Below are 21,501 nucleotides of genomic sequence, written 5' to 3'. Positions count from 1 at the left end.
GGTTTCAGAAAGGAACGGCGATGGCGGGTCCGTTGGAGGGGTTTCGGGTCGTCGAGTTGGGTGTTTGGGTTGCCGCGCCGGCAGCGGGCGCGCTCCTGGCTGACTGGGGCGCGGACGTCATCAAGATCGAACCGCCGACGGGTGACCCGGCGAGAACCTTCGGTCGGATGCTCGGCCTGGATCCGGATCTGGGAGTGGCGGCCAACCCGCCCTTCGAGATGGACAACCGATCCAAACGCAGCATCGTCCTCGACCTCGGCGCGCCTGAGGGACGGGACACCGCCATGGAATTGCTTTCCACCGCAGACGTTTTCCTCACGAATGTGCGTCCTGCCGCGCTGCGTCGGCTGGAACTCGACTTCGACACCGTCGCGACCAGGAATCCACGCTTGGTGTATGGGTTGGTCACCGGATACGGCCTGACCGGACCGGATGCAGATCGAGCGGCCTACGATGTTGCCGCGTTCTGGGCCCGTGCCGGACTGGCTGACCTGCTCACCCGCCCGGGGGACACCCCGCCGTTTCAGCGCGGCGGAATGGGGGACCACTCCGCGGGAATGACGCTGGCGGCCGCGGTGTGTGCCGCCCTGCTGGCCCGAAATCGCACGGGGACAGGACAGTTGGTCAGCACCTCGCTGTACCGGCAGGGTGCTTACACCGTCAGCTTCGATCTCAACACCGTGCTGATGAGCGGTGAGCAGATCGCAATCGGCCGGCGTGAGGCGATGGCCAACCCGTGTATGAACAACTACACCGCCGGCGACGGCAAACGCTTCTGGATCGTCGGGCTGCAAGGAGACCGGCACTGGCCCGCACTGTGCCGGGTGGTGGCCCGTGAGGATTGGCTGAGCGACAAGCGGTTCGCCACTGCCCGTGACCGATACGTCAATGCGCGCGAACTGATCGCCGCGTTGGATGTGATATTCGCCGGGCATCCGTTGGACCACTGGGCCCCGTTGTTCGACAGCGAGCCCGACTTCTTCTGGTCACCGATCAACAGCCTCGACGACGTCATCGCCGATGAGCAGTTTCACGCCGCCGGAGGAATTGTCGAAGTGCCCGACGGAATTTCGACGGTGCCGATGGTGGCCAGCCCGGCTGATTTCTCGGCCACCCCATGGCAGCCGCGGATGGTGGCCCCGGCGCTCGGCGCGCACACCGACGAGATCCTGGCCGAGCTGCGTGGCGTTCAGGACCGCTGAGCGTTGATGCCGGCGAGCAGTTCATCGAGCTGCTCGCGGGTGACCTTGCCTGCCGAGAATGCGGCCATCCGCCCGATCGGCACCGATTCCAGCATCCGCAGCAGGTTGCTACCGAGCGCGGAATCGGCGGCGCCGAACGGGGAAGCGCTGCCCAGCACCCCCAGAATGGTCTGAGCCGCCTGCGGGTCGGCGAGCAGCTCGCCCAGCGTCGACTCACGGGTAAATGGGCACGTCGGTTCGTCGCCCGCCACCGTCACCGTCGCAGACAGCCGAAGGTCGCGGCTCGAGGCGCCGACCGAAACCCGATAGTCGCCGGCCTCCACGACCCAGCGCTCGGCGTCCGTGCTCCAGTAGGCGAGATCGGTTCGGTCGATGAGGATTTCGACACTCTGGCCCTGGCCTGGCTCGAGCATGACGGCACTGAATCCGGCCAACCCTCGCGTCGGTCGGCTGACGCCGGAGCCGGGTAGCCCGGCGTAGGCCTGCACCACTTCCCGGCCCGCGCGACCGCCGGTGTTGGTGACCGTCACGCGCACGGCCACACCTGCACCGGTGGTGGTGAGCTCGAGGTCCGAGTAGTCGAACCGGGTGTAGGACAGGCCGTGGCCGAACGGGAACGTCACCGGCATATCGCGGGAGTCATACCAGCGGTAGCCGATGAACATCCGCTCGCCGTAGACGGTATGGCCCGAATCGGACGGAAAATTCAGATAGGCCGGGGAATCCTGCAGCCGCAGCGGCACCGTCTCGGCCAGCCGGCCCGAGGGGTTCACCACGCCGAACAGCACATCGGCGAGCGCCCCGCCCCCGGCCTGGCCGAGCAGCGCCCCGTCCACGACCGCCTGGGCCAGACCGGCGACGGTGTCGAGCCGCACCACGCCGCCGTGGGCCAGCACCACCACGGTGCGCGGCTGGACTTCGACCACGGCACGCAGCAGGTCGAGCTGGGCGGCAGGCAGGTCGATGTGCTCGCGGTCGTACCCCTCGGATTCCTCTTCGGCGGTGAGGCCGAGGAATACGATTGCGGTTTCCGCAGATTCAGCTGCCGCTGCCGCAGCCGCACTGTCGGTTCCGGGGCAATAGCTGACCGGGTGATCGCCGGCGAGCCTACGGATCTCGTCCAGCGGAATGTCGACGCGGGTCGGGTTCACATGGGAACTGCCGCCGCCCTGGTATCGGGGCTCTCGGGCGAACCCGCCGATGACCGCCAGCGGTGACGGCGCCAACGGCAGCAGATCCTGGTCATTCTTCAACAGCACGATGGCTCGGTGGGCTGCCTCGCGGGCCAGCTCGTGATGGCCATTGATTTCAACGGCACTGAATGATGCTCCGGCGTAGTCTGTTTGGGTGACCCGCTGTGCCAGAGCGGCCACCCGTCCAGCGGATCGCGCGACGGCAGCCGCCTCCAGCGTTCCGGCGTCCACCGCGCCCACCACCTCGGCGTCGGAGATCCCGCCGGTCGTCGGCATCTCGAGATCCAGGCCCGCCGCTATGGCCGCCGGTCGGTCGGCCACCGCGCCCCAGTCGCTGACCACCACGCCGTCGAAACCCCATTCGTCACGCAGCACCGTGGTCAGCAGCCAGGCGTTCTCGGCCGCGTAGATCCCGTTGATCCGGTTGTAGGAGCACATCACCGTCCACGGGCGGCCTTGGCGCACCACGATCTCGAAACTACGCAGATAGATCTCACGCAACGTTCGTAGGTCGACGTCGGAACTGGCGCGCATCCGATCGTGTTCGGCGTTGTTGGCCGCGAAATGTTTCAGCGACGCGCCGACGCCGCGGCTCTGCACGCCGCGTACCCATGCCGCCCCGAGCGCACCGGACAAGAGCGGATCTTCCGAGTAGTACTCGAAGTTTCGCCCGCAGCGAGGGTCGCGCTTGATGTTGACTCCGGGGCCGAGGAGCACGTGTACGCCCAGTGCTCGGCTTTCGTCGCCGAGCGCCTGACCGACCCGTTCCACCAGCTCGGGATCCCAGGTCTGGCTGAGCCCGACCGCGGGAGGAAAGCAGGTCGCCGGTTCGCTGTCTGAAATGCCCAGATGATCTGTCGCACTGCCGGATTGACGACGCACCCCGTGTGGCCCGTCGGTCAGCATGATGGCCGGCACCGGGCCGATCGGCTTGGTGGTCCAGAAGCTCGCGCCGCTGCCCAGCGCGGCCTGGTCGGTCAGGTCGAGCCCGGCGATGAGGTCAGGAAAGTGCGTCACCGCCGCCAGCGTAGCGCCGGGTGCGCTTTTGCCTGGTCAACGCTGCGGCTTCACCCCGGCAGCATGGCGCAACTGCGCGAGGAAATCGTCCGCGTCATCGCTGCGTACCAGGTAGTGACATACCGCCACCCGTACCGCGGTGGCCGCGGCGACGTCGGCATCCGGCCCGGTGGTCAGGCGTTGCAGGCGTTCCCGCATCAGCGGGATCACCTGGGTGAGTCGTTTGATGACGTGTTCGGGTTCGATGTCGACCATCCGCAGGCCCGGATAGGACTGCTGGTATTCGACGACCGTTCGCAGAGCGGCATCCAGGTGCTCGTCCTCCGGCAGATCGGCAGAGGCCTGCGCCACGGACCGTTCGTAGGTCTTTCGCTCCCACACCACGAACGCGTCGAGCAACTCCTGTTTGGAGGCGAACCAGCGGTAGAGCGTGGGCCGGGACACCCCGGCCTGCAGGGCCACCTCGGACAGGCTGAGTTTCGTCATCCCGTTGGCCCCGAGAACCTCGGCGGTGGCAGCCAGGATCCGTCCTCGGGTGCTGCTGTCGTCATCGGTGGACGATGTTTCCGCCATACCCACAGCTTTACAAACTATCGTCGAACTGTCACGCTAATTCGTGCCGCGACACTGGCGTCGGGCGACGCGCAGGAGGGGATACCGTGACAGTTGCCAGCTCACCGCAGGCACGCGAATACAGCCCATTCGACATCACGTCACACGATTTCTGGAGCCGGCCCTTTGCCGAACGTGACGAGACGTTCGCGCAGTTGCGTGCCGCTGACGGGCTGAGCTGGCATCAGCCGCTGTCGTCACTGTTCGACGTGGAAGAGCCAGGCTTCTGGGCCATCACCCGCCGTGCCGACATCCAGTTCGTCAGCCAGCATCCGGAGCTGTTCACCTCGACCCAGGGTGTCGCGCTGGACCCGATGCCGTCAGACGTGCAGAAGTTCGCCACCTTCTTCCTGATGATGGATCCGCCGGAGCACACCACGTACCGCCGCCTGATCAGCTCGGCGTTCACCCCGCGCAACGTGCGCAAGATCGAAGAGCAGATCCACCGCAACGCCGTCGCCGTCGTCGACGACCTGATCGGTGCCGGCGATGTCGACTTCGTCGCGGCGTGCTCGGCACAGCTGCCGATGCGGACGATCTCCGACATGCTCGGCGTGCCCACTGCCGATCAGCCCGCCCTGGCCAAGGCCGCCGAGAAGCTTTTCAGCATGAGCGATGACGAGTACTCGTCGCTTGAAGAACGCGCCATGGCCACCATCAACGAGATCATGCTGATCTCGAACACGGGCGTGGAGCTGGCCAAGTTCCGTCGAGCCAATCCCGGTGATGACCTGATGACCAGCATCGTCAATGCCGAGGTCGACGGCCACCGGCTCACCGACGAGGAGATCGGGGCATTCCTGATCCTGCTGGCCTCGGCCGGCAATGACACCACCAAGCAGACCACCACCCACGCGATGATGGCCCTGGCCGCCAATCCTGGCCAAAAAGATTGGCTGCTGGAGGATTTCGACAACCGGATCGGCCTGGCCACCGAGGAATTCGTGCGGTGGGCGACTCCGGTGATCCAGTTCGCTCGGCATGCCACCGAGGACGTCGAGCTGGCCGGCCAGCAGATCAGGGCCGGCGACAAGGTGGGCCTGTTCTACTGTTCGGGTAACCGTGACGAATCGGTGTTCACCGAGCCCGGCCGCTTCGACCTGAGCCGTTCACCCAACCCGCAGGTGGGGTTCGGCGGTGGCGGTCCGCACTTCTGCCTGGGTAATCAGCTGGCCAAGACTGAGTTGCGACATCTGTTCCGCGAGTTGCTGACCCGGCTCAAGACCATCGAGTTCGGTGAGCCGGAATTGCTGTACAGCAGCTTCGTGCACGGCATCAAGCGCGTTCCCGCGCACATCGCATAGGCCGGGACACGATGCGCGTCGAAGTCGACCTGGGCAAGTGCACCGGGCATGGCATCTGCGAATCGATCGCCGAGGACGTGTTCGAGGTTTCCGACGAGGGCATGGTGCACATCCACGGCGACGATCAGCCGGAGACTAATCGAGAAAAGGTGCAGATGGCGGTAACTCAGTGCCCGGCCGGGGCTTTGAGGCTGCAGGGCTAATCCGACATGGCCTGTCCGTGTTGCCAGACGCGCCGGGTCCATTGCTCTCCGTCCCACCACCGGAATTCGTATCGCCCGGTGGGATCGGAGTACCAGGCCTGTGCCGTCGGTTCTGATGAGGACGCGCCGAGGTCGAGCAGTGGGATGCCTTCGGGCAATCGGATCGCACCGGGAAGGGCGAATTTGCGCTCCTTCTTCGCTACCGAGATCTGCTGCACTGTCAGTGAACCGGTGACCGTGCACGTACCCGTTCGAATTTCCATCAGCCGGCCACGTTGAATCACAGCGCTCACTCCGGCCATGGTGAAGCAGAGTTGGAGATCGATGTTGATGGTGGCGAGCGGCGTGCCGTCCAGGGTCACGTCGACGGTGGGGTGGTGACTCGACTCGATTTTGTGTGTCACCAACGTGACGACCTCGGTGGCCGACGGGCTGCCGCGAGTGCTGCGTGCCGCTTTACGGAGCGCGGCGTACTTCTTCCAACCCTCGGCGGCCACGTCGGCGAGATTCAGTGAGAGCAGTCCGTCTGTGGCGTCTGCTATTTGACGCTCTGCCTCTGCGGCGTGCATGGGAGGGACCAGGGCTCGGACCGTGCCGTGGTCGTGTAGTGATGCCTCTAGCACATCGGTGGATGACTGGGCCGCATCTCCGAAAAGGAGGTCGCGCACGGTCGCGTTCCCGATGGGTGTCTCAACGCGTGTTGGAGTAGTCATCGTCCACCTCTCTGAGGGTTTGGCTTCCTAGGTCTGAGTGCGTTTCCATTCGGAGGGTGTGCGTCGTTTCCCCGGCATCGGGTGTTTCCCGTGCGATGACGGTCGGGGCGCCATCGGCACGTCCGACGGCATGTATGTGCGGGGGAGGCGGCGGCTTGACCGGCCGATGCTGACGAAGGGCATGGACGAGGGCCGCGATGGCGGTGACGCCGACGAACAGCCACAGCACCCACCAGTAATCGTGTTTGGGCGGCGGTAGTGGGCTGCTCAAGACCGTGAAGTCGGCGGCCAGTACGACTCCGTCCGAACATGTGGCGCGCAACGTCACACGGCCACCGTCGGTCTTTGCCGGGGCCAGGAGGGACGTGGTGAAATGGCCTGATTGATCGAGCGATGCCCCCGTCAGTGTCGTACCGTCGTCCCAGACCAAACTGACGGACCCGGAGCGGTCTGCGCACGGGAAGCGGTCGCCGGTGGCCACGATCTCGTCGTCGGTGTGTCCGCTCGTAGGTTGAAGCGTGAATGTCGGATCGGGCTGTTCAGGTATCGGCTTGAGCTGGCTCGTCACCGTGAAGGTCTGAGTGTCCGCGATGCTCGAGTCCAGGCGACACGATGCCGTCACAGTGTGGACGAGTGAGGGTTCCGCCGACGGAACCTGGAACGACGACGCGAACGTGCCTGGGAGGCGCTCGGCCAATAGTGTGTCGTCCCAGTACAGTTCGACATCTCCATCGCAGGCGAATCCAGTGCCCTCAGCAGTCACCCCGACGCCGGGTTGTCCGTATCCCGGTGTGAGGGTCAGCGTGGGTTTCGAGGCTGCGAGCACCGTGAAGGTGGCCGGTGGCGCCGCCGTACTCCCGCAGGATGCGGTGACGGAGTATGAGGTGGCCGTTGCATCCTCCGGCACCGTGAACGCGAACCTACCGTCGGTGCCTCGATCTGTTGGGGTCAGCTGCTGGTCGTCCCATCGAAATGACATGTCGGCGGGGGTACACCTGTCGAATCCGCTCACCGTCGCGTCGAATGGCGATCCCGCGTAACCCTGTTCGGGTTGGACTGCGAGGGTGGGCGCCAAGACGGTAAAGCTCGCACTGACCGGCCCGCTCGGGCACAACACCGTCACCGTGTGCGGACCGGGGCCAGCTGTCGCGGGTACGGTGAAATCGATCGTGGCACTGTTTCTATCCTCGCCCGAGTGCCCGACGATCTGCCCTTCCAGGCGACCATCGCCTCCCTCATCCCACCGGAAAAGGTCTGGCTGTGACGACGGTGCGGTCAGCTGCTCGTCGCCTGTGTCGACGCATGCCCTGATGCCCGTCAAAGTTCCTGTGAAATGTGTTGCTGGGTAACCTTGTTCGGAGCTGAGCCAGAAGCCGACCCGTCCCGTTCTATCGGGTTCCCTCGACGGTTCGGTTGTGGTGGGGCTGACGCTCGTCGTGGACTCGGGGGTACTCGTCGTCGACTCGGTTGGGCTCGTCGAAGTCGTTGGTGCAGACGTCGAGGACGATGGGCTCGGATCGGCGAGTGCGGGGTTACCCCACATCGTTGCCGGCAACAGCCCGCATATCGACGCGAACGCAATTGCCCCGGCATGCCACATCCGGCGGTGCTCGACTCGTCGGCCGTCTGGTGTCACCTCAGTAGCATCGCGCCGCTCGGTGCCGGTGTCGTGAGTAGTGCGCTACTCGTTTTGGCGCCGGATCAGGCGGCGGCCACCAGCACCCTACTCGGCCCGCGCACGGTGTAGTTGGTGCCGTACTCCAGGGGGCCGACCAGCTGCCAGTCACCCACGGTATCGATCATCTCCTCGAGGAAGATCTGGGCCTCCAGGCGGGCCAGATTCATGCCCAGGCAAGAGTGCAGGCCGAAGGCGAAGCCCAGGTGTGACAGCTTGCGGCGGGTGATGTCGAAGTCGTCGGGCCGCTCCCAGCGCCGCGGATCGCGGTTGGCCGCTCCCAGCAGCAGAGTGATTCGCTCGCCGTCGGCGACCGCCACCTGGCCGACGGCGGCGCCATCGCCCACCACGTCGCGGAAGATGGAGTGCGACACCGTTTCCAGGCGGTGTACCTCCTCGGCAGCGTCGAGCGCCAAGGTGCGATCGGCCTGCAGGGTGCGGCGCTGATCCGGATGCGTCGCCAGCGTCGCGACGATCTGCGCGAGCAGCTTGGCGGTGGTCTCATTGCCGGCGAACACCAATTGGGTGTTGCCGGCGACGATCTCCTGTTCGGTCATGTGCTCACGGGCATAGTCGTGGCCGACCATGGTCCCGATCAGATCCCAGTCGCCGTCAGCCGGGCAGCTCCGGCGGGGGAGTTGTTCGCGAATGTAGGAATTCAGTTGTGCCGTAGCCTGTTTGCCGGCTGCGATCAGCTCGGCACCGTGCTCTCCCGGCATGCTGTAGCCCTCCGCGGAGGCGCCCATTGCATCGCTCCATGCGGTGAACTGGTCGACCATCTCCGGCGGTACGCCGAGCATGTGCGCGATCACCTCGGTCGGGATGCCTCGGGTGAGTTCGGAGACCACCTCAACGGTATCGCCGTCGCGCAGCCGGGCTGCGACGGGTTCCAGGCGCGCTCGCACGATGTCCGTGATGACGGGGCGCAACCGTGCCAGCGTCCTCGGCCGGAAATCAACCGACCAGATCGACCGGATCCGATCGTGATGAGGGCCGTCGTAGAACTCCATCGTCGGCCCGCCGAACACCGCCGCATGTTCGACCTGGCCGCGTTCGGAGCCGAACCGCGCAGGTGTGCTGAGGATCTGTTTGATCAGATCGAAATCGGCGACCATCCAACGGTTGATGCGCTCGTTGAAGACCACTCCGCCGAGTTTCTGGATCTCGCGGTAGCGGGCCCACGGATCGGCCACGAACGCCGGGTCGGTGGTGTCGAAGGACATCAGCGGGAAATGGGGCGACACCATGGCTGTCATGTTGACAATTTTATGCAATTCTGTAAAGCATGAGTTTCAAAGACCTCGGCCGCGAACTGTCCAACTGGGGCCGGTGGGGGCCCGAAGACCAGATCGGCACCCTCAATCTCGTCGAGCCGCGGCACGTGCAGGCCGCTGCCGGTGAAGTCCGCTCGGGCAAAGTGTTCCAGCTGAGCATTCCGGTGGGCAAGGACGGTCCGCAGAGCGGTGTGGGCGGCCGGAACAACCCGGTGCACCTGATGTCGATGCAGCACAGCGATTTCGAGCAGCACGGCCTGCAGGTCGCCGACGACTGGATCATCATGCCGCTGCAATCGGGCACGCAGTGGGATGCGTTGTCCCACGTCGGTTACGACGGCAAGCTCTACAACGGACACTCGGCCGACGAGGTAGGGGCTCGGGCCGGAGCCCGCACGCTGGCCGTCGACGCCTTCACCGACCGGATCGCCGGGCGAGGGGTGCTGCTCGATATCGCCCGATTGCACGGGGTGGACTGGCTCGACGGGGGTACCCCGATCACCCCGGCCGACCTTGAGGCCGCCGAAGCAGCGCAGAGTGTCAGCGTCGGGGAGGCGGATTTTCTGCTGGTACGCACCGGCTGGCGTGGTCGACTCCTCGCGCAGGGCCGTGACGGCTGGATGTCCACGGAACCGGGGCTCGGCATCGATTGCGCCCGCTGGCTGCATGACCGCGGTGTCGCGGCAGTGGGCAGTGACAACTGGGCCATCGAGGTGATCCCCAGTGAAACGGGGGAGACCCTGCCGCTGCACTGCATTCTGATCCGCGACATGGGTATGCCGTTGGCCGAGATTCTCGACCTTGACGCGCTGGCCGCCGACTGCGCCGGTGACGGTGTGTGGAGTTTCCTGTTCGTCGCACCGCCGCTGCACATCAGCAATGCCGTCGGGTCGCCGGTCACGCCCATCGCGATCAAATGAGCCCGGCCTTCCAGTATCGGTTGCGCACCCCCGCCGCGTTGGTCACCGTCGACGACTATCGTCGGAGTGCGCGCCGGGCCCTGCCCACCATGGTGTGGGCTTATCTGGACGGCGGCGCCGACGACGAGCGCACCATGCGGACCAACCGCAGTGCATTCGCGAATTGGAATCTGCGCCAACGTGTTCTGGCCGGAAATCCCGGCGCCGAAATCGGCGTGACGATCGACGGCCAACAGCTCGAACTACCCGTACTGCTGGCGCCGACCGGGCTGACTGGGCTTGCCCACTGGTCAGGTGAGCTGGCTGCCGCGAGAGCCGCCGAACGTGCCGGTACGCGGCTCACGCTGTCGACGGCGTCGTCATACTCCATCGAAGAGGTCGCGGCAGGGACCTCGGAAGCCCACTGGTTCCAGCTGTATCCCTGGGGCGACGGCACGTTCTCGGATTCCATGCTGAGCCGGGCGTCCGACGCGGGATACCGCACCCTGGTGGTGACCGTTGATGTTCCGCTGCAGGGCAACAGAACCGGGGAGCGGCGAACCGGCATGGGGCACCCGCCGATCCTGACGCCGCGGCGCGTCGCCGACGCCGCGATCCGCCCGCACTGGTGGTACGGGCTGCTGCGGCACCAGCGAATGACGATGCGCAGCCTGACCCACATTGCCGGCGCCAAGGGAGCGGTGGAATCCGTCGGTATCCAGAACCGCCGGATCCGCCCCGACCTGAGCTGGCGTGACGTGGCGGCACTGCGTGAGCGCTGGGACGGGCCGTTCGTGGTCAAGGGCGTGCTGGAGCCCGAGGATGCGGTGCGAGCGGTCGACGAGGTGGGGGCCACCGGCGTAGTGGTGTCCAATCACGGTGGGCGCCAACTCAATGGCGTCATCGCGTCGCTCGATGCACTGCCCGATATCGCCGATGCGATCGGCGACCGTGCCACCGTCCTTCTCGACAGCGGCGTGCGGACCGGCAGCGACGTCGTCACGGCACTGGCGCTGGGCGCCGACGCGGTGATGATCGGCCGGCCCTACATCTACGGGTTGGCCGTGGCCGGCGGCGCCGGTGTCCAAGCCGTGCTCGACATACTGGCCGTCGAGATCCGCTCGACCCTCACCCTGATGGGAGTGGCGAGTGTGGCCGACCTGAGCCCCGCGCATCTCCGCCGAGCAGACACAAAACTGCCCGAAAACCCTTGAAAAAGAGCAGTTTTATGTCTGTTCGCGCTGGGAAGTCTTGGGCGGACGCGGCCGCACCAGCACCGACTGCTGGATCGCGCCGACCGCGCCGCTCTGGTCGAACAATGTCCCGACGGTGGCGCCGATACCGTCGGGCCCGTAGTTGGTGTCGGCACGGATACCGATCCACTCCCCATCGGGCACCCGGTGAATGTGAACCACCAAGTCGGTGTTGAGGAACGTCCACTTGCGGATGTCGATCTTGGAGCCGATGCCGTTGGCGTCGTCGGCCACCGCGAACAACCGCTGCAACGGCGTCATCGTCTCACCCTTGACCACGTCGACCGTCGGCTTCAGCCAGGACTCACCGGGACCCGGGGCCTGCGGCACGGTCAGCCAGCGCCAGTCCACGCTGTGCACGTAGTTCGGTTCCCAGTTCTTGGCCATGTCTCGGCTGCGCGCCTGCTCCAGTAAAGCCAGCGGTTCGGCGCCCGTGTGCGCGATCGCCGTGGTGTCCATCTGCAGCATCCGCCAACCGCTGGCCCGCGCCACGACGCGGGGCGCGCCATCGGGCCCCGTCGCGAGCATCTCGGCGCTGACCAGTTCGATCTGCTTGCCCGGCCGTTCCAACTGTGCACGCACCCACAGATCGCCCTCCGACGGCACTCCGCCCATCAGATCGATGGCGACCCGGCTCAGTCGGGTGTCGGCGCGGTGCTCGCAGCGTTCCAGTGCACGCACCAGCAACGCCGACACCGGTGCGCCGTGCTGGATGGCCGCCGACCAGGTACCGCGCGCCATGTCGGTGGCGCGAAACTTCTCGCCGATCGGATCACTCTCGTCGATCGGCTCGTAGTAAGAGTCAGACATATCTACCGTTCAGTGGTGATGATGGGTGTCGTGATCGCCCGGTGCGGGTGTTTCGACCAGCAGCGCGTCGACCCGCGACAGTTTGGTGCCGACGAGACGCTCCGGATAGGCGTCGGTGGTGGTGACCAGAAACAGAGTGCGCCCCTCGACCCCGCCGAGGGCGCATGCGATGGCGGTGCGTCCGTCGGCGTCGATCCGATCGGTAACCGCGGAGCCGTCGGGCGCGATGCGCTGGAACTCCTGCGCCAATGTCAGTGCCGCCCACACGCTGCCCTCGGCGTCGATGGCGAGACCGTCCGGTGGGCCGTCGAGACCGTCGGCGAACACCCGCCGGTCGGTGAGGCTGCCGTCGTTGCGGATCGTGAAGGCGCTCAGTCGCCGCGCGGTGGACTCCGCGACGATCAAGGTGGTGCCGTCCGGGGTGATCACCATGCCGTTGGGGAAGTCGAGATCATCGGCCACGACCCTGACGGGCTCTGTGGGATCGGGATCGATGCACACGATCACCCCGTTGGCGCGGGCTTGCGATCCGACATAGGCCCGGCCGTGCGCGTCGATCACCATGTCGCCCAGGGCGGCGGGGACCAGGTCGCTGAGATCGGCCAGCAGTTCGACCGTGTCACCGTCGTAACGCAGTACCTGGCGGCGCTCGGTGGACGCGATCAGCAGGGTGCCGTCGGGCCGAAAACCCAGACCGGACGGGGCATGGCCGGGGAGGGGCAGGGTGGTCATGGCGCCTGACAACGTGACCGTGTGCACCGCCTCGCCCAGCATGTCGGAAAACCACAGCAGGCCTTCGAACCAGCGTGGGCCCTCGCCGAAACAGAAACCATGCGCCAGTTCAGTTGTCCCGGTTTGTTCGGTTCCCGCTGTCATGTCCTCGCGCCTTTACAAAACACGCCCCAAGTGTCACGCTCGCAGGGTGTCACTGTCAACCACCGGAGTGCGGTAGATGAAGAAGTTCTACGGCCACACGCTGCTATATCTGCACGAGACCATCGATCTCGGGTCGGGTCGGACGGACCAGTTCACGGAGACTTTCGGCGAGGTCTACCGACCGATGATGGAGGAGCTGGGTGCCCGGCTGTTCGCGATCTGGGAAACCACGCCCTATAACGGGCACTGGCCCCAGGTGACGATCATCTGGGAGATCGACGCATTCGCCGACTATGCCCGCATCGGCAAGGCACAGGCGGTCGGCGGCAGTCATGAGAAGCCCGCACTGCAGTGGGCGGCATACCTGTCCGAGCTCGGGGCCCGCGGTGAGGGTCGAATTATGTACGCCGGCAAGTACAACCGGACGCTTGCACAGCTTCGAGAGGCGAACTTCGGTGCGGGGTTGGTGATCCAGGAGATCATGGAGACCAAGCCCGGACGTCAGGACGATTACATCCGGGAACTGGAGCGGCTGTACGTACCGTGGTCGGAGAGCACCGGCAAGCGCTGGCTGGGCTCGTTCATCACCACCTTCCGGTTCAACGAGGTGATCCACTACTGGGCGCTCGATGGCGGCTGGGACTGCTTCGAGAACCACTACCCGTCATGGAAGGGAGCTCCGCCCGCGGAGATCGTCACCTGGATGAGCGTGGCCCCCGCGCTCCGTGACGGCTGGGAGGATTCCATCCTTTCGGCCTTGCCCCCGTCGCCGCTCAAGTAGGTCTGTCATGGACCAGACTGTGCTGCAGGATTTCACCTACGACCCGTTCGATCCGGACGTGATGGCCGACCCGCTGCCGTACTACCGGATCCTGCGCGACGAGTATCCGGTGTACTACATCGACAAGTGGGACACGTATGCGCTGTCCCGGTTCGACGATATCTGGAACATGCTGGGGGTCAACGACGGAACCTTCGTCGCCTCCGAGGGGACGCTGCCCGCAGCGACCGTGCTGGCGCACCGCAACGACGGTCCCGTGCCCGACCCGGCGCTGCACCCCATGCCTTTTCATGCGAACTTCGATTCGCCGCTGTACGAGAACGTGCGGCGCTGCACCTCGGCGCAGTTCCGGCCGCGGTCGGCGGCCAGGCTGGCCGATCGGATCCGAACGCTGGCCAACGAGCGACTCGACGAGTTGCTGCCGCTCGGCACCTTCGACTTGACGCAGGATTACGGTGGCATCGTGGCCGCCGCGATGGTGTGCGAATTCGTCGGACTGTCGGTGGATCTCGCGCCGGAAGTGCTGGCGACGGTCAATGCGGGCAGCCTCGCGCAACCCGGGGAAGGCGTCGAGGTCGGCAACGCCCGCCCCGGCTACCTGTCCTACCTCACCCCGATCATCGAGCGCCGGCGCACCGACGGTCATGACGGCAGCGTCCCGATCGCCGATGCCCTGATCGACTTCCGGCTGCCCGACGGATCGGCCCTCGGGGACATGGAGGCCGCCGTGCAGATGCTCGGCGTGTTCATCGGCGGTACCGAGACCGTCCCGAAGATCACGGCGACCGGGCTGTGGCAGCTGCTGCGGCATCCCGACCAATTGTCCGCGGTCCGTTCCGATCTCGACGGGAACGTGCCGGTGGCCCGGGAAGAGATCATCCGGCACAGCGCACCCGCGCAGTGGTTCGCCCGAACGGTGCGGCGGGCCTACACCGTTCACGGCACCACGATCAATCCCGGCCAGCGCATCATCACCCTGCTGGCCTCGGCTGCCCGCGACGAACGGGAGTACGACAATCCGGACGACTTCGTGTGGAACCGGCCCATCGACCGGCTGTTGTCGTTCGGCCACGGCCAGCATTTCTGCCTCGGCGTCCACGTCGCCCGGCTGGAGATCACCATCATGATCCAGGAGTTCCTCAAACGCGTGCCCGACTACCGCATCGACGAGGCTGCGGCCTCCCGGCCACCGTCGAGCTTCCAGTGGGGCTGGAACAATATTCCCGTGGAGGTGTGACGTGTGGTCATACCGGCTCGTCGCTCCGTATACGTTTGAGCGGCAAGAGATCTCAGAGTCATCGGCAGAATCGCTGGCCGACGGGCAGGTACTGCTGGACTTCCTGGCCGCCGGGATCTGCGGAAGTGATCTTCCCGGATTCCGGGGCACCCAGGGCAAGTTGCCCGGTGATACCGGTCCCTGCGCCGCGGAGATGACCGGCTTCCCGATCCACGAGATCGTCGGTGAGGTACTGGCCAGTCGTCATCCAGATCACGGAACGGGGGACCGGGTGGTCGGTTGGGCGTCGGGCTTCGACGGTCTGATGGGACGCGTCGTCGCCGACGGTGCCGGGCTGGTGTCCTACAACCCTGCGCTGTCCCCGCAGCTGGCCGTCGGCCTGCAACCGCTGGCCTGTGTGCTCTACGCCATGGAACAGTTACCCGACGTCGCGGGCCGTCACGTCGCGGTCATCGGGCAGGGTTCTATCGGGTTGCTTTTTTCCTATGTGGCAAAGGCTTTCGGCGCTGCACGGGTGACCGGTGTCGATCCGGTGGACCGCTCCTCGGTGAGCGCACGGTTCGGCGTCGACACCCCGGTCCGGGCCACGAGCGATCGGTGGGTCAGGCATCTGGCGGGCACCGGCAAGCCTGAGATCGTCATCGAGACCGTGGGGCATCAGGTCGCCACGCTCAACCACGCTTTGGAAGCCGCCGCGTTCGGAGGCACGGTGTTCTACTTCGGCGTACCCGATGACGACAGCTACCCGATCAGCATGCGCACCATGCTCCGTAACAACCTCACACTGAAATCCGGTGTCACCCTGGACCGTCAGCGCGTGCTACGCCGGGCCGACGAGTTCGCGCGCGAGCATCCCGACCTTTTGGAACGCTATGTGACCCACACCTTCGGCGCCGACAACGTCCAGGCGGCATTCGACTTCGCGTGCCGCCCGGTGCCCGAACGCGTCAAGATCGCGATCACCCGATGAGCCCCCGCCGACTGCAGGACGCGCTGGCTGCTCATGCCCAGGTCTGGGGCGGCTGGGTGGTCGGGCCCACGATGCTGGGTCCCGAGGAGTTCGCCGCGGCCGGTTACCACTACGTCGGATTCGACGTGCAGCACGGATATCTCGACGACGCCGACGTGGCCCTGCTGTTGCGTCGGCTCGAGCATGTGCCGATCGCCACCGCGGTGCGGTTGCCCTCGGCCGATCCGGCACCGATCGGCCGGGTGCTCGACGCGGGTGCCGACGCGGTGATCATCGCCATGGTGGAATCGGCTGACCAGGCTGCCTCAGCGGTGGCGGCTACCCGATATGCGCCGGCCGGGGTGCGCAGCTTCGGGCCGTTGCGGGCCGCCCTGGGACACGACACCGCCGAACTGGAGGCCCGGGTGAGTGTGTTCGCGATGATCGAGACGGCACGGGGCCTGGCCGCGGCCGAGGAGATCTGCGCGGTGCCGGGACTTACCGGGATCTACGTCGGCCCGGCGGACCTGGCAATCTCGATGGGATACCGGCTGCCTGAGGCCTGGACAAATCCCGAGGTGCGCACGGCGATGGCCGCGATTCGAACCGCCGCCCACGCGGCCGGCCTCGTCGCCGGAATCCATGCCGGGGCGGGCAAACTGGGAAAGACCGCGGCAGAGCTGGGCTTTCAGATGATCACCCTGGCCTCGGAATCTCAGGCACTGCGCCGCGGTGCCACCGAGCACCTCAACGAAGCAACAGGAAACGCCGGCGGCCCGTCCGCAACAGGAGTGGCCGCGACCGGCACCGAACGAGGAGGCTACAACTGAACGCAGGAACTGGGTCGGGGAGCCGTGTCGCACTGGTGACCGGTGCCGCCCGTGGCCAGGGCGCGGCCATCGTGCGCAGACTGGTGTCCGACGGCTACCGGGTTACCGCCGGGGATCATCTGATCGACGAACTGACCCCCACCACAACAGAGTTCGGCGACAATGTGTTGGCGGTCGAACTGGACGTGACATCGCCAGAGCACTGGCAGGCCGCGGTGGCAGCCACTGTGGCCCGATTCGGCGGGCTCAACGCACTCGTCAACAACGCCGGCGTATTGCACCGCGCCCCGATCGCAGAGGAAACGCCGGCCGGGTTCGAAAGTTTGTGGCGCGTCAACTGTCTGGGACCGTTCCTCGGATTGCAGGCAGCTCTTGAACCGCTGCGCCACGCAGAAGGCGCCGCTGTGGTCAACACCTGCAGCACCGGCGCGATCCGACCGTTTCCGCACCACGCGGCCTACGGTTCGTCCAAGTGGGCGCTGCGCGGGCTCACCCAGCTGGCGGCCGCCGAACTGGGCCGTGACGGGATCCGGGTCAACGCGATCTTTCCCGGACCCGTCGAGACGCCGATGCTCGACGCGTCCACCCAGGCCAGGCTGGCAGAGCGGGCTACGTTGGGGCGGCTGGGCAAGCCGACCGAGATGGCCGACGCCGTGGCGTTCCTGTTGTCGGACCAGGCGGCGTTCATCACCGGTTCCGAGCTCCTCGTCGACGGCGGCCAATGTCTGCAGATCGGATAGGTCGAATGTCGCCTGCGCCCTCGGTGGGGATCATCGGGGCCGGTCCGGGTGGACTGGCACTCGGAATCTTCCTGAAAAAGGCCGGTTTCGACGATTTCACGATCTTCGACCGCGAAGACGGGGTCGGCGGGACATGGCGGATCAACACCTACCCGGGCCTGGCCTGTGACGTGAAGTCGCACCTGTACTCGTATTCGTTCGAACTCAACGCCGACTGGAGCCGGCTGTGGGCGGGACAACCAGAGATCCTGGAGTACTTCGAGCGGTGTGCCGAGCGGTACCGGTTGGGTCCGCATCTACACCTGAACACCGAGATCGCCTCGGCGCGGTGGGACGCCGACGCCAACAGCTGGGTGCTGACCACGGAGACCGGTGCGCAGCACCGCTTCGACATCGTGGTGTCGGCGATCGGCCTGTTCACCCAACCGCTGCAACCGGACCTGGTAGAGGAAGAGCCGTTCACCGGCACCGTCATGCACACCGCGAACTGGGATCACAGCATCGCACTCGACGGTGCCAAGGTGGCTGTGCTCGGCACCGGATCGACTGCGTCCCAAGTAGTTCCGGAAATGGCGAAAGTTGCCGAGAAGGTGTACTCGGTGCAACGCTCGCCCACCTGGGTGCTGCCGAAACCCGACCGTCCGTACACCGAGCGGGAACGCTGGCTCTTTGCCCATGTGCCGTTCGCAAAGAAGATCTACCGGACGCGGCTGTGGCTGCGCAGTGAGTCCAACATCGCGGTCATCGAAAACGGCAGCGACAAGACCCAGGAGTTCAAGGCGCTGGCGCTCAGCGTCCTCGACTCGACTGTGGCCGACCCGGAATTGCGCGCCCAACTGACCCCGGACCATCCGCTGGGGTGCAAGCGGCTGGTGTTCTCGCCCGATTTCATCGCGACCCTGACGAGGCCTGACGTCGAGGTGGTGTCCAGTCCCGCCCGTGCGCTACGGGCTCGGTCGCTGGTCACCGAGGACGGTCGGGAACTCGACGTCGACGTGGTGGTGTGCGCCACCGGCTATGCGGCCGCCGACTACCTCGGGCAGATCGACGTGACCGGCGAAGGTGGGGCGTCGCTGCACGACACGTGGAGTGATGGGGCATTCGCCTACCTCGGAATGACGGTGCCCGGCTTCCCGAATTTCTTCATGCTCTACGGGCCCAACACCAATGTCGGCTCCAACAGCGTCATCTTCATCCTGGAGGCGCAGGCCCGCTACGTGGTGCGGGCGTTGAAACACCTTCGGCGCAAACGCAAGTCATATATGGCGGTGCGTCCCAGCGCGATGGCCGCGTTTCTCGCCGACATCGACCGGTGGATGCAGGGCACGGTGTGGCTGACCCGGTGCAGCAGTTATTTCCGCGCCCCCAGCGGCCGGGTGGTCACCCAATGGCCGCGCAGCGCCCGAGTCTTCTGGTCGATGACCCGCCGGTTCCGGTCCGCGGACTACACTTTCGAACCGCCCACCAATTACCCGGCCCCGGTCACCGCGGCCGCCGATCGGACGGACGGCTGAGCCATGGCCTGGCTGGAGCGCCTCGACCCCGCGTTGCGCGGATTTGCCGAGGCCCGGACCGATCTGACCACTGATCAGCTGGGGGCGGTGCGTGCCTCGCTGGATCAGCGTCGCCGCGATGCTGCACAGGTCCTGGACACCCCGGGTGTCGAAATCGTCGGGGCCGGCGTCGGACTCGGACGGCGCACGATCCCGGTGCGCATCTATCGGGGCGGGCCGTCGCCGTCACCCGCGGTGGTCTACTGCCATTCCGGTGCGTTTGTCCTGGGCAACCTCGACACCGACCAGATCCAATGCGTGGAGTTGGCGCGGCGGGCGCGGTGCACGGTGATAGCCATGGACTACCGGTTGGCCCCCGAGTATCCGTATCCGGCCGGGTTCGACGACGCGATGGTGGTGCTCAACTGGGCGGCCACGCTAGCCGGCGAGCTCGGCATCGACGCGGGTCGGATCGCCGTGGCCGGCAGCAGCGCAGGCGGCGCGCTGGCCGCGCTGCTGGCCCAGCACGCCGCGGCCGGCTCGGCGCCCACGGTCGTGTTCCAGGCACTCCACCAGCCGGTACTCGATGACCGTCCGACCCGGTCCAAGCAGGAGTTCTCCGACACCCCGGGCTTCGACGGCCCGGCGACCGTAGCGATGTGGCGGCACTACGCCGGTGGACGGGACGTTCCGGAGGCGGCCGTACCCGCGCGGGCTGCGACCCTGACCGGTGTGGTGCCGGCACTGATCACGTGTTCGGAACTCGATCCGCTCCGCGACGAGGCACTCGACTATGCGCGCAGGCTGTTGACCGAGGGCGTTGCCACCGAACTGCATCTGTTTCCCGGGACGTGCCATGGATTCGATTCGTTGCTTCCGGAGTGGGACGTCAGCCAGCAACTTTTCGCATTACAAGGCGCGGCGTTGCGCCGTGCCCTGCACGGATGATCCGGTAGCTGGTCAGCTCGGCGGTGGTTGTGATCGACGTTGTGGGCAATAATGCAGGTCTGTTCTATCCGGATCTCGCACGGACAAGTCGGTGCGCCCGGTGCGACGATGGCCGCGGCACGCCCAACGGGTCAACCCGGGTACGTCGGGAGCGAGTGAGCGATTGAGAGGTAACTATGTCGGCCGACGACGACCGGCTCATGTACTCCGGAGACGCCAAACACGCCAGAGAACCACTGGCGTACGGCGGACTTGACGCCCTGCTGGGCGGACCGGTCGCGGCGCTGCCGAACGGACGGTCCCGGCACGGCGACGCCAGGGTATCGACCCCTCCTGTTGTTTTGACCTCGAATTTCGCCGCTCCCCGTGAAGCGGAGATCACCACCAAGCTCCCGCCGGTTCCGGGCCGCCCGATCAGCGGGTCGTCCTCCGCCGGGAGCTGGATCCTGGAACAGCCGATCCCGGCGGCCGCACCCGGCGAGCCGCGCGCCATCGACAATCTCTCCCGTGTCGGCGTGCGCTCCTCGGTCAAGATGCAGCCACGAAGCGGCTGGCGGCGGGCCGTCTACGTCACCACCCGCCTCAATCTCGGCCTTTCCCGTGACGAACTGTACGAACTGGACCTCTACGCCAGGGTGCGCCGGACGGCGCGCGAGTCCCACCAGATCGGTGTCTTCGGCCTCAAGGGTGGCGTGGGTAAGACCGCCGTCACCGTGGCGCTCGGATCGGTGCTCAGCGCGGTTCGGGGCGATCGGATCCTGGCTGTCGACGCCGACCCGGCCGGCGGCAACCTGGCCGACCGCGCCGGACGGCAGTCCGCGGCGACGGTGAGCGATCTCCTGGCCGCCAAGGACCTGTCGCGTTACAACGATGTCCGGGCCTACACCAGCATGAACGAGTCGAAGCTCGAAGTGCTGTCCAGCGACGAGTACAGCGGCGCCGCCCGGGCCTTCAACGACGCGGACTGGAACGCAGCGACCGCCGCGGTCTCCAAGCACTACAACCTGGTGCTGGCCGACTGCGCCGCCGACATGTTCGCCCCGGCGGGCCGCGGTGTGCTGTCGACGGTTTCGAGCGCCGTCATCGTGGCCAGCGCCTCGATCGATGGTGCCCGACAGGCGGCGGTGACCATGGACTGGCTGCGGCACAACGGCTACCAGGATCTGCTGAACCGCTCCTGCGTGGTGGTCAACCATGTCGGGCCACGCAAACCCAACGTGAACACCGGTGACCTGGTGCATCAGTTCCAGAAGCATGTGGCCCCGGGCCGCGTGTTCGTGTTGCCGTGGGACAAGCACATCGCCGCGGGTACCGAGATCCATTTCGACCTGCTACGGCCAGTGTTCCGGCGACGCACGCTTCAGCTGGCGGCGGCGCTGTCCGACGATTTCGACGGCAGTGCCGCGCTAGTTTGATTCGCGGCTCAGCCGCGGTGGTTTGATTCGCGGCTCAGCCGCGGTGGTTTGATTCGCGGCTCAGCCGCGGTGGTTTG

The 21,501-nt window shown here is 66.3% G+C and carries 20 protein-coding genes; 13 read left to right on the top strand and 7 right to left on the bottom strand.

Annotated features, from left to right (window positions below; translation table 11 throughout):
- The first annotated feature begins 20 nt into the window (after positions 1 to 20).
- Positions 21 to 1,202 (top strand): CaiB/BaiF CoA transferase family protein, encoded by a 1,182-nt coding sequence (locus ACZY08_RS17520; protein ID WP_463745410.1) that lies wholly within the window; start codon positions 21 to 23, stop codon positions 1,200 to 1,202.
- On the opposite strand, the gene ACZY08_RS17515 is transcribed toward ACZY08_RS17520, so the two are convergent.
- Entirely contained in the window at positions 1,190 to 3,412 is a 2,223-nt protein-coding gene (locus ACZY08_RS17515) for a glycoside hydrolase family 3 C-terminal domain-containing protein (protein WP_463745411.1), read from the bottom strand. The two genes, ACZY08_RS17520 and ACZY08_RS17515, sit on opposite strands and share 13 nt — an antisense overlap.
- 36 nt (positions 3,413 to 3,448) lie before the next feature.
- On the bottom strand, positions 3,449 to 3,985 hold the full coding sequence (locus ACZY08_RS17510) for a TetR/AcrR family transcriptional regulator (RefSeq protein ID WP_463745412.1): 537 nt from the start codon (positions 3,983 to 3,985) through the stop codon (positions 3,449 to 3,451).
- A gap of 86 nt (positions 3,986 to 4,071) precedes the next feature.
- Between ACZY08_RS17510 and ACZY08_RS17505 the strand changes: the two genes are divergently transcribed.
- Together ACZY08_RS17505 and ACZY08_RS17500 are read left to right on the top strand one after the other, a co-directional pair.
- On the top strand, positions 4,072 to 5,328 hold the full coding sequence (locus ACZY08_RS17505) for a cytochrome P450 (protein ID WP_463745413.1): 1,257 nt from the start codon (positions 4,072 to 4,074) through the stop codon (positions 5,326 to 5,328).
- 11 nt (positions 5,329 to 5,339) lie between these two features.
- Positions 5,340 to 5,531 carry a ferredoxin gene (locus ACZY08_RS17500; RefSeq protein ID WP_463745414.1) on the top strand — a complete coding sequence of 64 codons (192 nt, stop codon included), beginning with the start codon at positions 5,340 to 5,342 and terminating at the stop codon, positions 5,529 to 5,531.
- Here ACZY08_RS17500 and ACZY08_RS17495 read toward each other — a convergent pair.
- From ACZY08_RS17495 to ACZY08_RS17485, 3 genes are all read right to left on the bottom strand, one after another.
- On the bottom strand, positions 5,528 to 6,100 hold the full coding sequence (locus ACZY08_RS17495) for a DUF2510 domain-containing protein (RefSeq protein ID WP_463745415.1): 573 nt from the start codon (positions 6,098 to 6,100) through the stop codon (positions 5,528 to 5,530). The genes ACZY08_RS17500 and ACZY08_RS17495 overlap by 4 nt on opposite strands.
- Before the next feature lie 121 nt (positions 6,101 to 6,221).
- Entirely contained in the window at positions 6,222 to 7,223 is a 1,002-nt protein-coding gene (locus tag ACZY08_RS17490; RefSeq protein ID WP_463745416.1) for a hypothetical protein, read from the bottom strand.
- Between the two features lie 722 nt (positions 7,224 to 7,945).
- Positions 7,946 to 9,175 carry a cytochrome P450 gene (locus ACZY08_RS17485; protein WP_463745417.1) on the bottom strand — a complete coding sequence of 410 codons (1,230 nt, stop codon included), beginning with the start codon at positions 9,173 to 9,175 and terminating at the stop codon, positions 7,946 to 7,948.
- A 29-nt stretch (positions 9,176 to 9,204) separates the two neighbouring features.
- On the opposite strand from ACZY08_RS17485, the gene ACZY08_RS17480 reads away from it, so the two are divergent.
- Together ACZY08_RS17480 and ACZY08_RS17475 are read left to right on the top strand one after the other, a co-directional pair.
- Positions 9,205 to 10,113 carry a cyclase family protein gene (locus tag ACZY08_RS17480; RefSeq protein WP_463745418.1) on the top strand — a complete coding sequence of 303 codons (909 nt, stop codon included), beginning with the start codon at positions 9,205 to 9,207 and terminating at the stop codon, positions 10,111 to 10,113.
- A complete protein-coding gene (locus ACZY08_RS17475; protein WP_463745419.1) occupies positions 10,110 to 11,306 on the top strand; it encodes an alpha-hydroxy acid oxidase in 1,197 nt (398 codons plus the stop codon). Before ACZY08_RS17480 ends, ACZY08_RS17475 begins: the two co-directional genes overlap by 4 nt.
- Positions 11,307 to 11,318: 12 nt before the next feature.
- On the opposite strand, the gene ACZY08_RS17470 is transcribed toward ACZY08_RS17475, so the two are convergent.
- A complete protein-coding gene (locus ACZY08_RS17470) occupies positions 11,319 to 12,155 on the bottom strand; it encodes a thioesterase family protein (protein WP_463745420.1) in 837 nt (278 codons plus the stop codon).
- A 9-nt stretch (positions 12,156 to 12,164) separates the two neighbouring features.
- Positions 12,165 to 13,031 (bottom strand): SMP-30/gluconolactonase/LRE family protein, encoded by an 867-nt coding sequence (locus tag ACZY08_RS17465; protein WP_463745421.1) that lies wholly within the window; start codon positions 13,029 to 13,031, stop codon positions 12,165 to 12,167.
- A 76-nt stretch (positions 13,032 to 13,107) separates the two neighbouring features.
- On the opposite strand from ACZY08_RS17465, the gene ACZY08_RS17460 reads away from it, so the two are divergent.
- From ACZY08_RS17460 to ACZY08_RS17425, 8 genes are all read left to right on the top strand, one after another.
- Positions 13,108 to 13,812, top strand: a complete 705-nt coding sequence (locus tag ACZY08_RS17460; protein ID WP_463745422.1) for an NIPSNAP family protein — start codon at positions 13,108 to 13,110, stop codon at positions 13,810 to 13,812.
- Positions 13,813 to 13,819: 7 nt separating this feature from the next.
- Entirely contained in the window at positions 13,820 to 15,049 is a 1,230-nt protein-coding gene (locus ACZY08_RS17455) for a cytochrome P450 (RefSeq protein WP_463745423.1), read from the top strand.
- A 1-nt stretch (position 15,050) separates the two neighbouring features.
- The gene (locus ACZY08_RS17450) at positions 15,051 to 16,019 is read left to right on the top strand and encodes a zinc-binding dehydrogenase (RefSeq protein WP_463745424.1); all 969 of its coding nucleotides are present in this window, start codon (positions 15,051 to 15,053) and stop codon (positions 16,017 to 16,019) included.
- Positions 16,016 to 16,828: an HpcH/HpaI aldolase family protein gene (locus ACZY08_RS17445; protein ID WP_463745425.1), complete on the top strand. Its 813-nt coding sequence runs from the start codon at positions 16,016 to 16,018 to the stop codon at positions 16,826 to 16,828. Before ACZY08_RS17450 ends, ACZY08_RS17445 begins: the two co-directional genes overlap by 4 nt.
- 35 nt (positions 16,829 to 16,863) lie before the next feature.
- Positions 16,864 to 17,568: an SDR family NAD(P)-dependent oxidoreductase gene (locus ACZY08_RS17440; protein WP_463745426.1), complete on the top strand. Its 705-nt coding sequence runs from the start codon at positions 16,864 to 16,866 to the stop codon at positions 17,566 to 17,568.
- On the top strand, positions 17,550 to 19,082 hold the full coding sequence (locus ACZY08_RS17435; protein WP_463745427.1) for a flavin-containing monooxygenase: 1,533 nt from the start codon (positions 17,550 to 17,552) through the stop codon (positions 19,080 to 19,082). Before ACZY08_RS17440 ends, ACZY08_RS17435 begins: the two co-directional genes overlap by 19 nt.
- Before the next feature lie 3 nt (positions 19,083 to 19,085).
- Complete coding sequence (locus ACZY08_RS17430) at positions 19,086 to 20,009, top strand: alpha/beta hydrolase (RefSeq protein ID WP_463745428.1); 924 nt, start codon at positions 19,086 to 19,088, stop codon at positions 20,007 to 20,009.
- A 176-nt stretch (positions 20,010 to 20,185) separates the two neighbouring features.
- Positions 20,186 to 21,424 carry a MinD/ParA family ATP-binding protein gene (locus tag ACZY08_RS17425; RefSeq protein WP_463745429.1) on the top strand — a complete coding sequence of 413 codons (1,239 nt, stop codon included), beginning with the start codon at positions 20,186 to 20,188 and terminating at the stop codon, positions 21,422 to 21,424.
- Positions 21,425 to 21,501 lie beyond the last annotated feature (77 nt).

This window comes from Mycobacterium sp. IDUB_9 (assembly GCF_055419505.1).
The sequence above is the reverse complement of the archived record's forward strand: the minus strand, read 5'-3'. Positions and strand labels throughout refer to the sequence as shown.

What these genes read in the sequence shown, in the direction of transcription:
- ACZY08_RS17520 (WP_463745410.1), top strand. Translation starts at nt 21, where the DNA reads ATGGCGGGTCCGTTGGAGGGGTTTCGGGTCGTCGAGTTGGGTGTTTGG.
- ACZY08_RS17510 (WP_463745412.1), bottom strand. Translation starts at nt 3,985, where the DNA reads ATGGCGGAAACATCGTCCACCGATGACGACAGCAGCACCCGAGGACGG.
- ACZY08_RS17500 (WP_463745414.1), top strand. Translation starts at nt 5,340, where the DNA reads ATGCGCGTCGAAGTCGACCTGGGCAAGTGCACCGGGCATGGCATCTGC.
- ACZY08_RS17495 (WP_463745415.1), bottom strand. Translation starts at nt 6,100, where the DNA reads ATGCACGCCGCAGAGGCAGAGCGTCAAATAGCAGACGCCACAGACGGA.
- ACZY08_RS17490 (WP_463745416.1), bottom strand. Translation starts at nt 7,223, where the DNA reads ATGTCATTTCGATGGGACGACCAGCAGCTGACCCCAACAGATCGAGGC.
- ACZY08_RS17485 (WP_463745417.1), bottom strand. Translation starts at nt 9,175, where the DNA reads ATGACAGCCATGGTGTCGCCCCATTTCCCGCTGATGTCCTTCGACACC.
- ACZY08_RS17480 (WP_463745418.1), top strand. Translation starts at nt 9,205, where the DNA reads ATGAGTTTCAAAGACCTCGGCCGCGAACTGTCCAACTGGGGCCGGTGG.
- ACZY08_RS17475 (WP_463745419.1), top strand. Translation starts at nt 10,110, where the DNA reads ATGAGCCCGGCCTTCCAGTATCGGTTGCGCACCCCCGCCGCGTTGGTC.
- ACZY08_RS17470 (WP_463745420.1), bottom strand. Translation starts at nt 12,155, where the DNA reads ATGTCTGACTCTTACTACGAGCCGATCGACGAGAGTGATCCGATCGGC.
- ACZY08_RS17465 (WP_463745421.1), bottom strand. Translation starts at nt 13,031, where the DNA reads ATGACAGCGGGAACCGAACAAACCGGGACAACTGAACTGGCGCATGGT.
- ACZY08_RS17460 (WP_463745422.1), top strand. Translation starts at nt 13,108, where the DNA reads ATGAAGAAGTTCTACGGCCACACGCTGCTATATCTGCACGAGACCATC.
- ACZY08_RS17455 (WP_463745423.1), top strand. Translation starts at nt 13,820, where the DNA reads ATGGACCAGACTGTGCTGCAGGATTTCACCTACGACCCGTTCGATCCG.
- ACZY08_RS17445 (WP_463745425.1), top strand. Translation starts at nt 16,016, where the DNA reads ATGAGCCCCCGCCGACTGCAGGACGCGCTGGCTGCTCATGCCCAGGTC.
- ACZY08_RS17435 (WP_463745427.1), top strand. Translation starts at nt 17,550, where the DNA reads ATGTCTGCAGATCGGATAGGTCGAATGTCGCCTGCGCCCTCGGTGGGG.
- ACZY08_RS17430 (WP_463745428.1), top strand. Translation starts at nt 19,086, where the DNA reads ATGGCCTGGCTGGAGCGCCTCGACCCCGCGTTGCGCGGATTTGCCGAG.
- ACZY08_RS17425 (WP_463745429.1), top strand. Translation starts at nt 20,186, where the DNA reads ATGTCGGCCGACGACGACCGGCTCATGTACTCCGGAGACGCCAAACAC.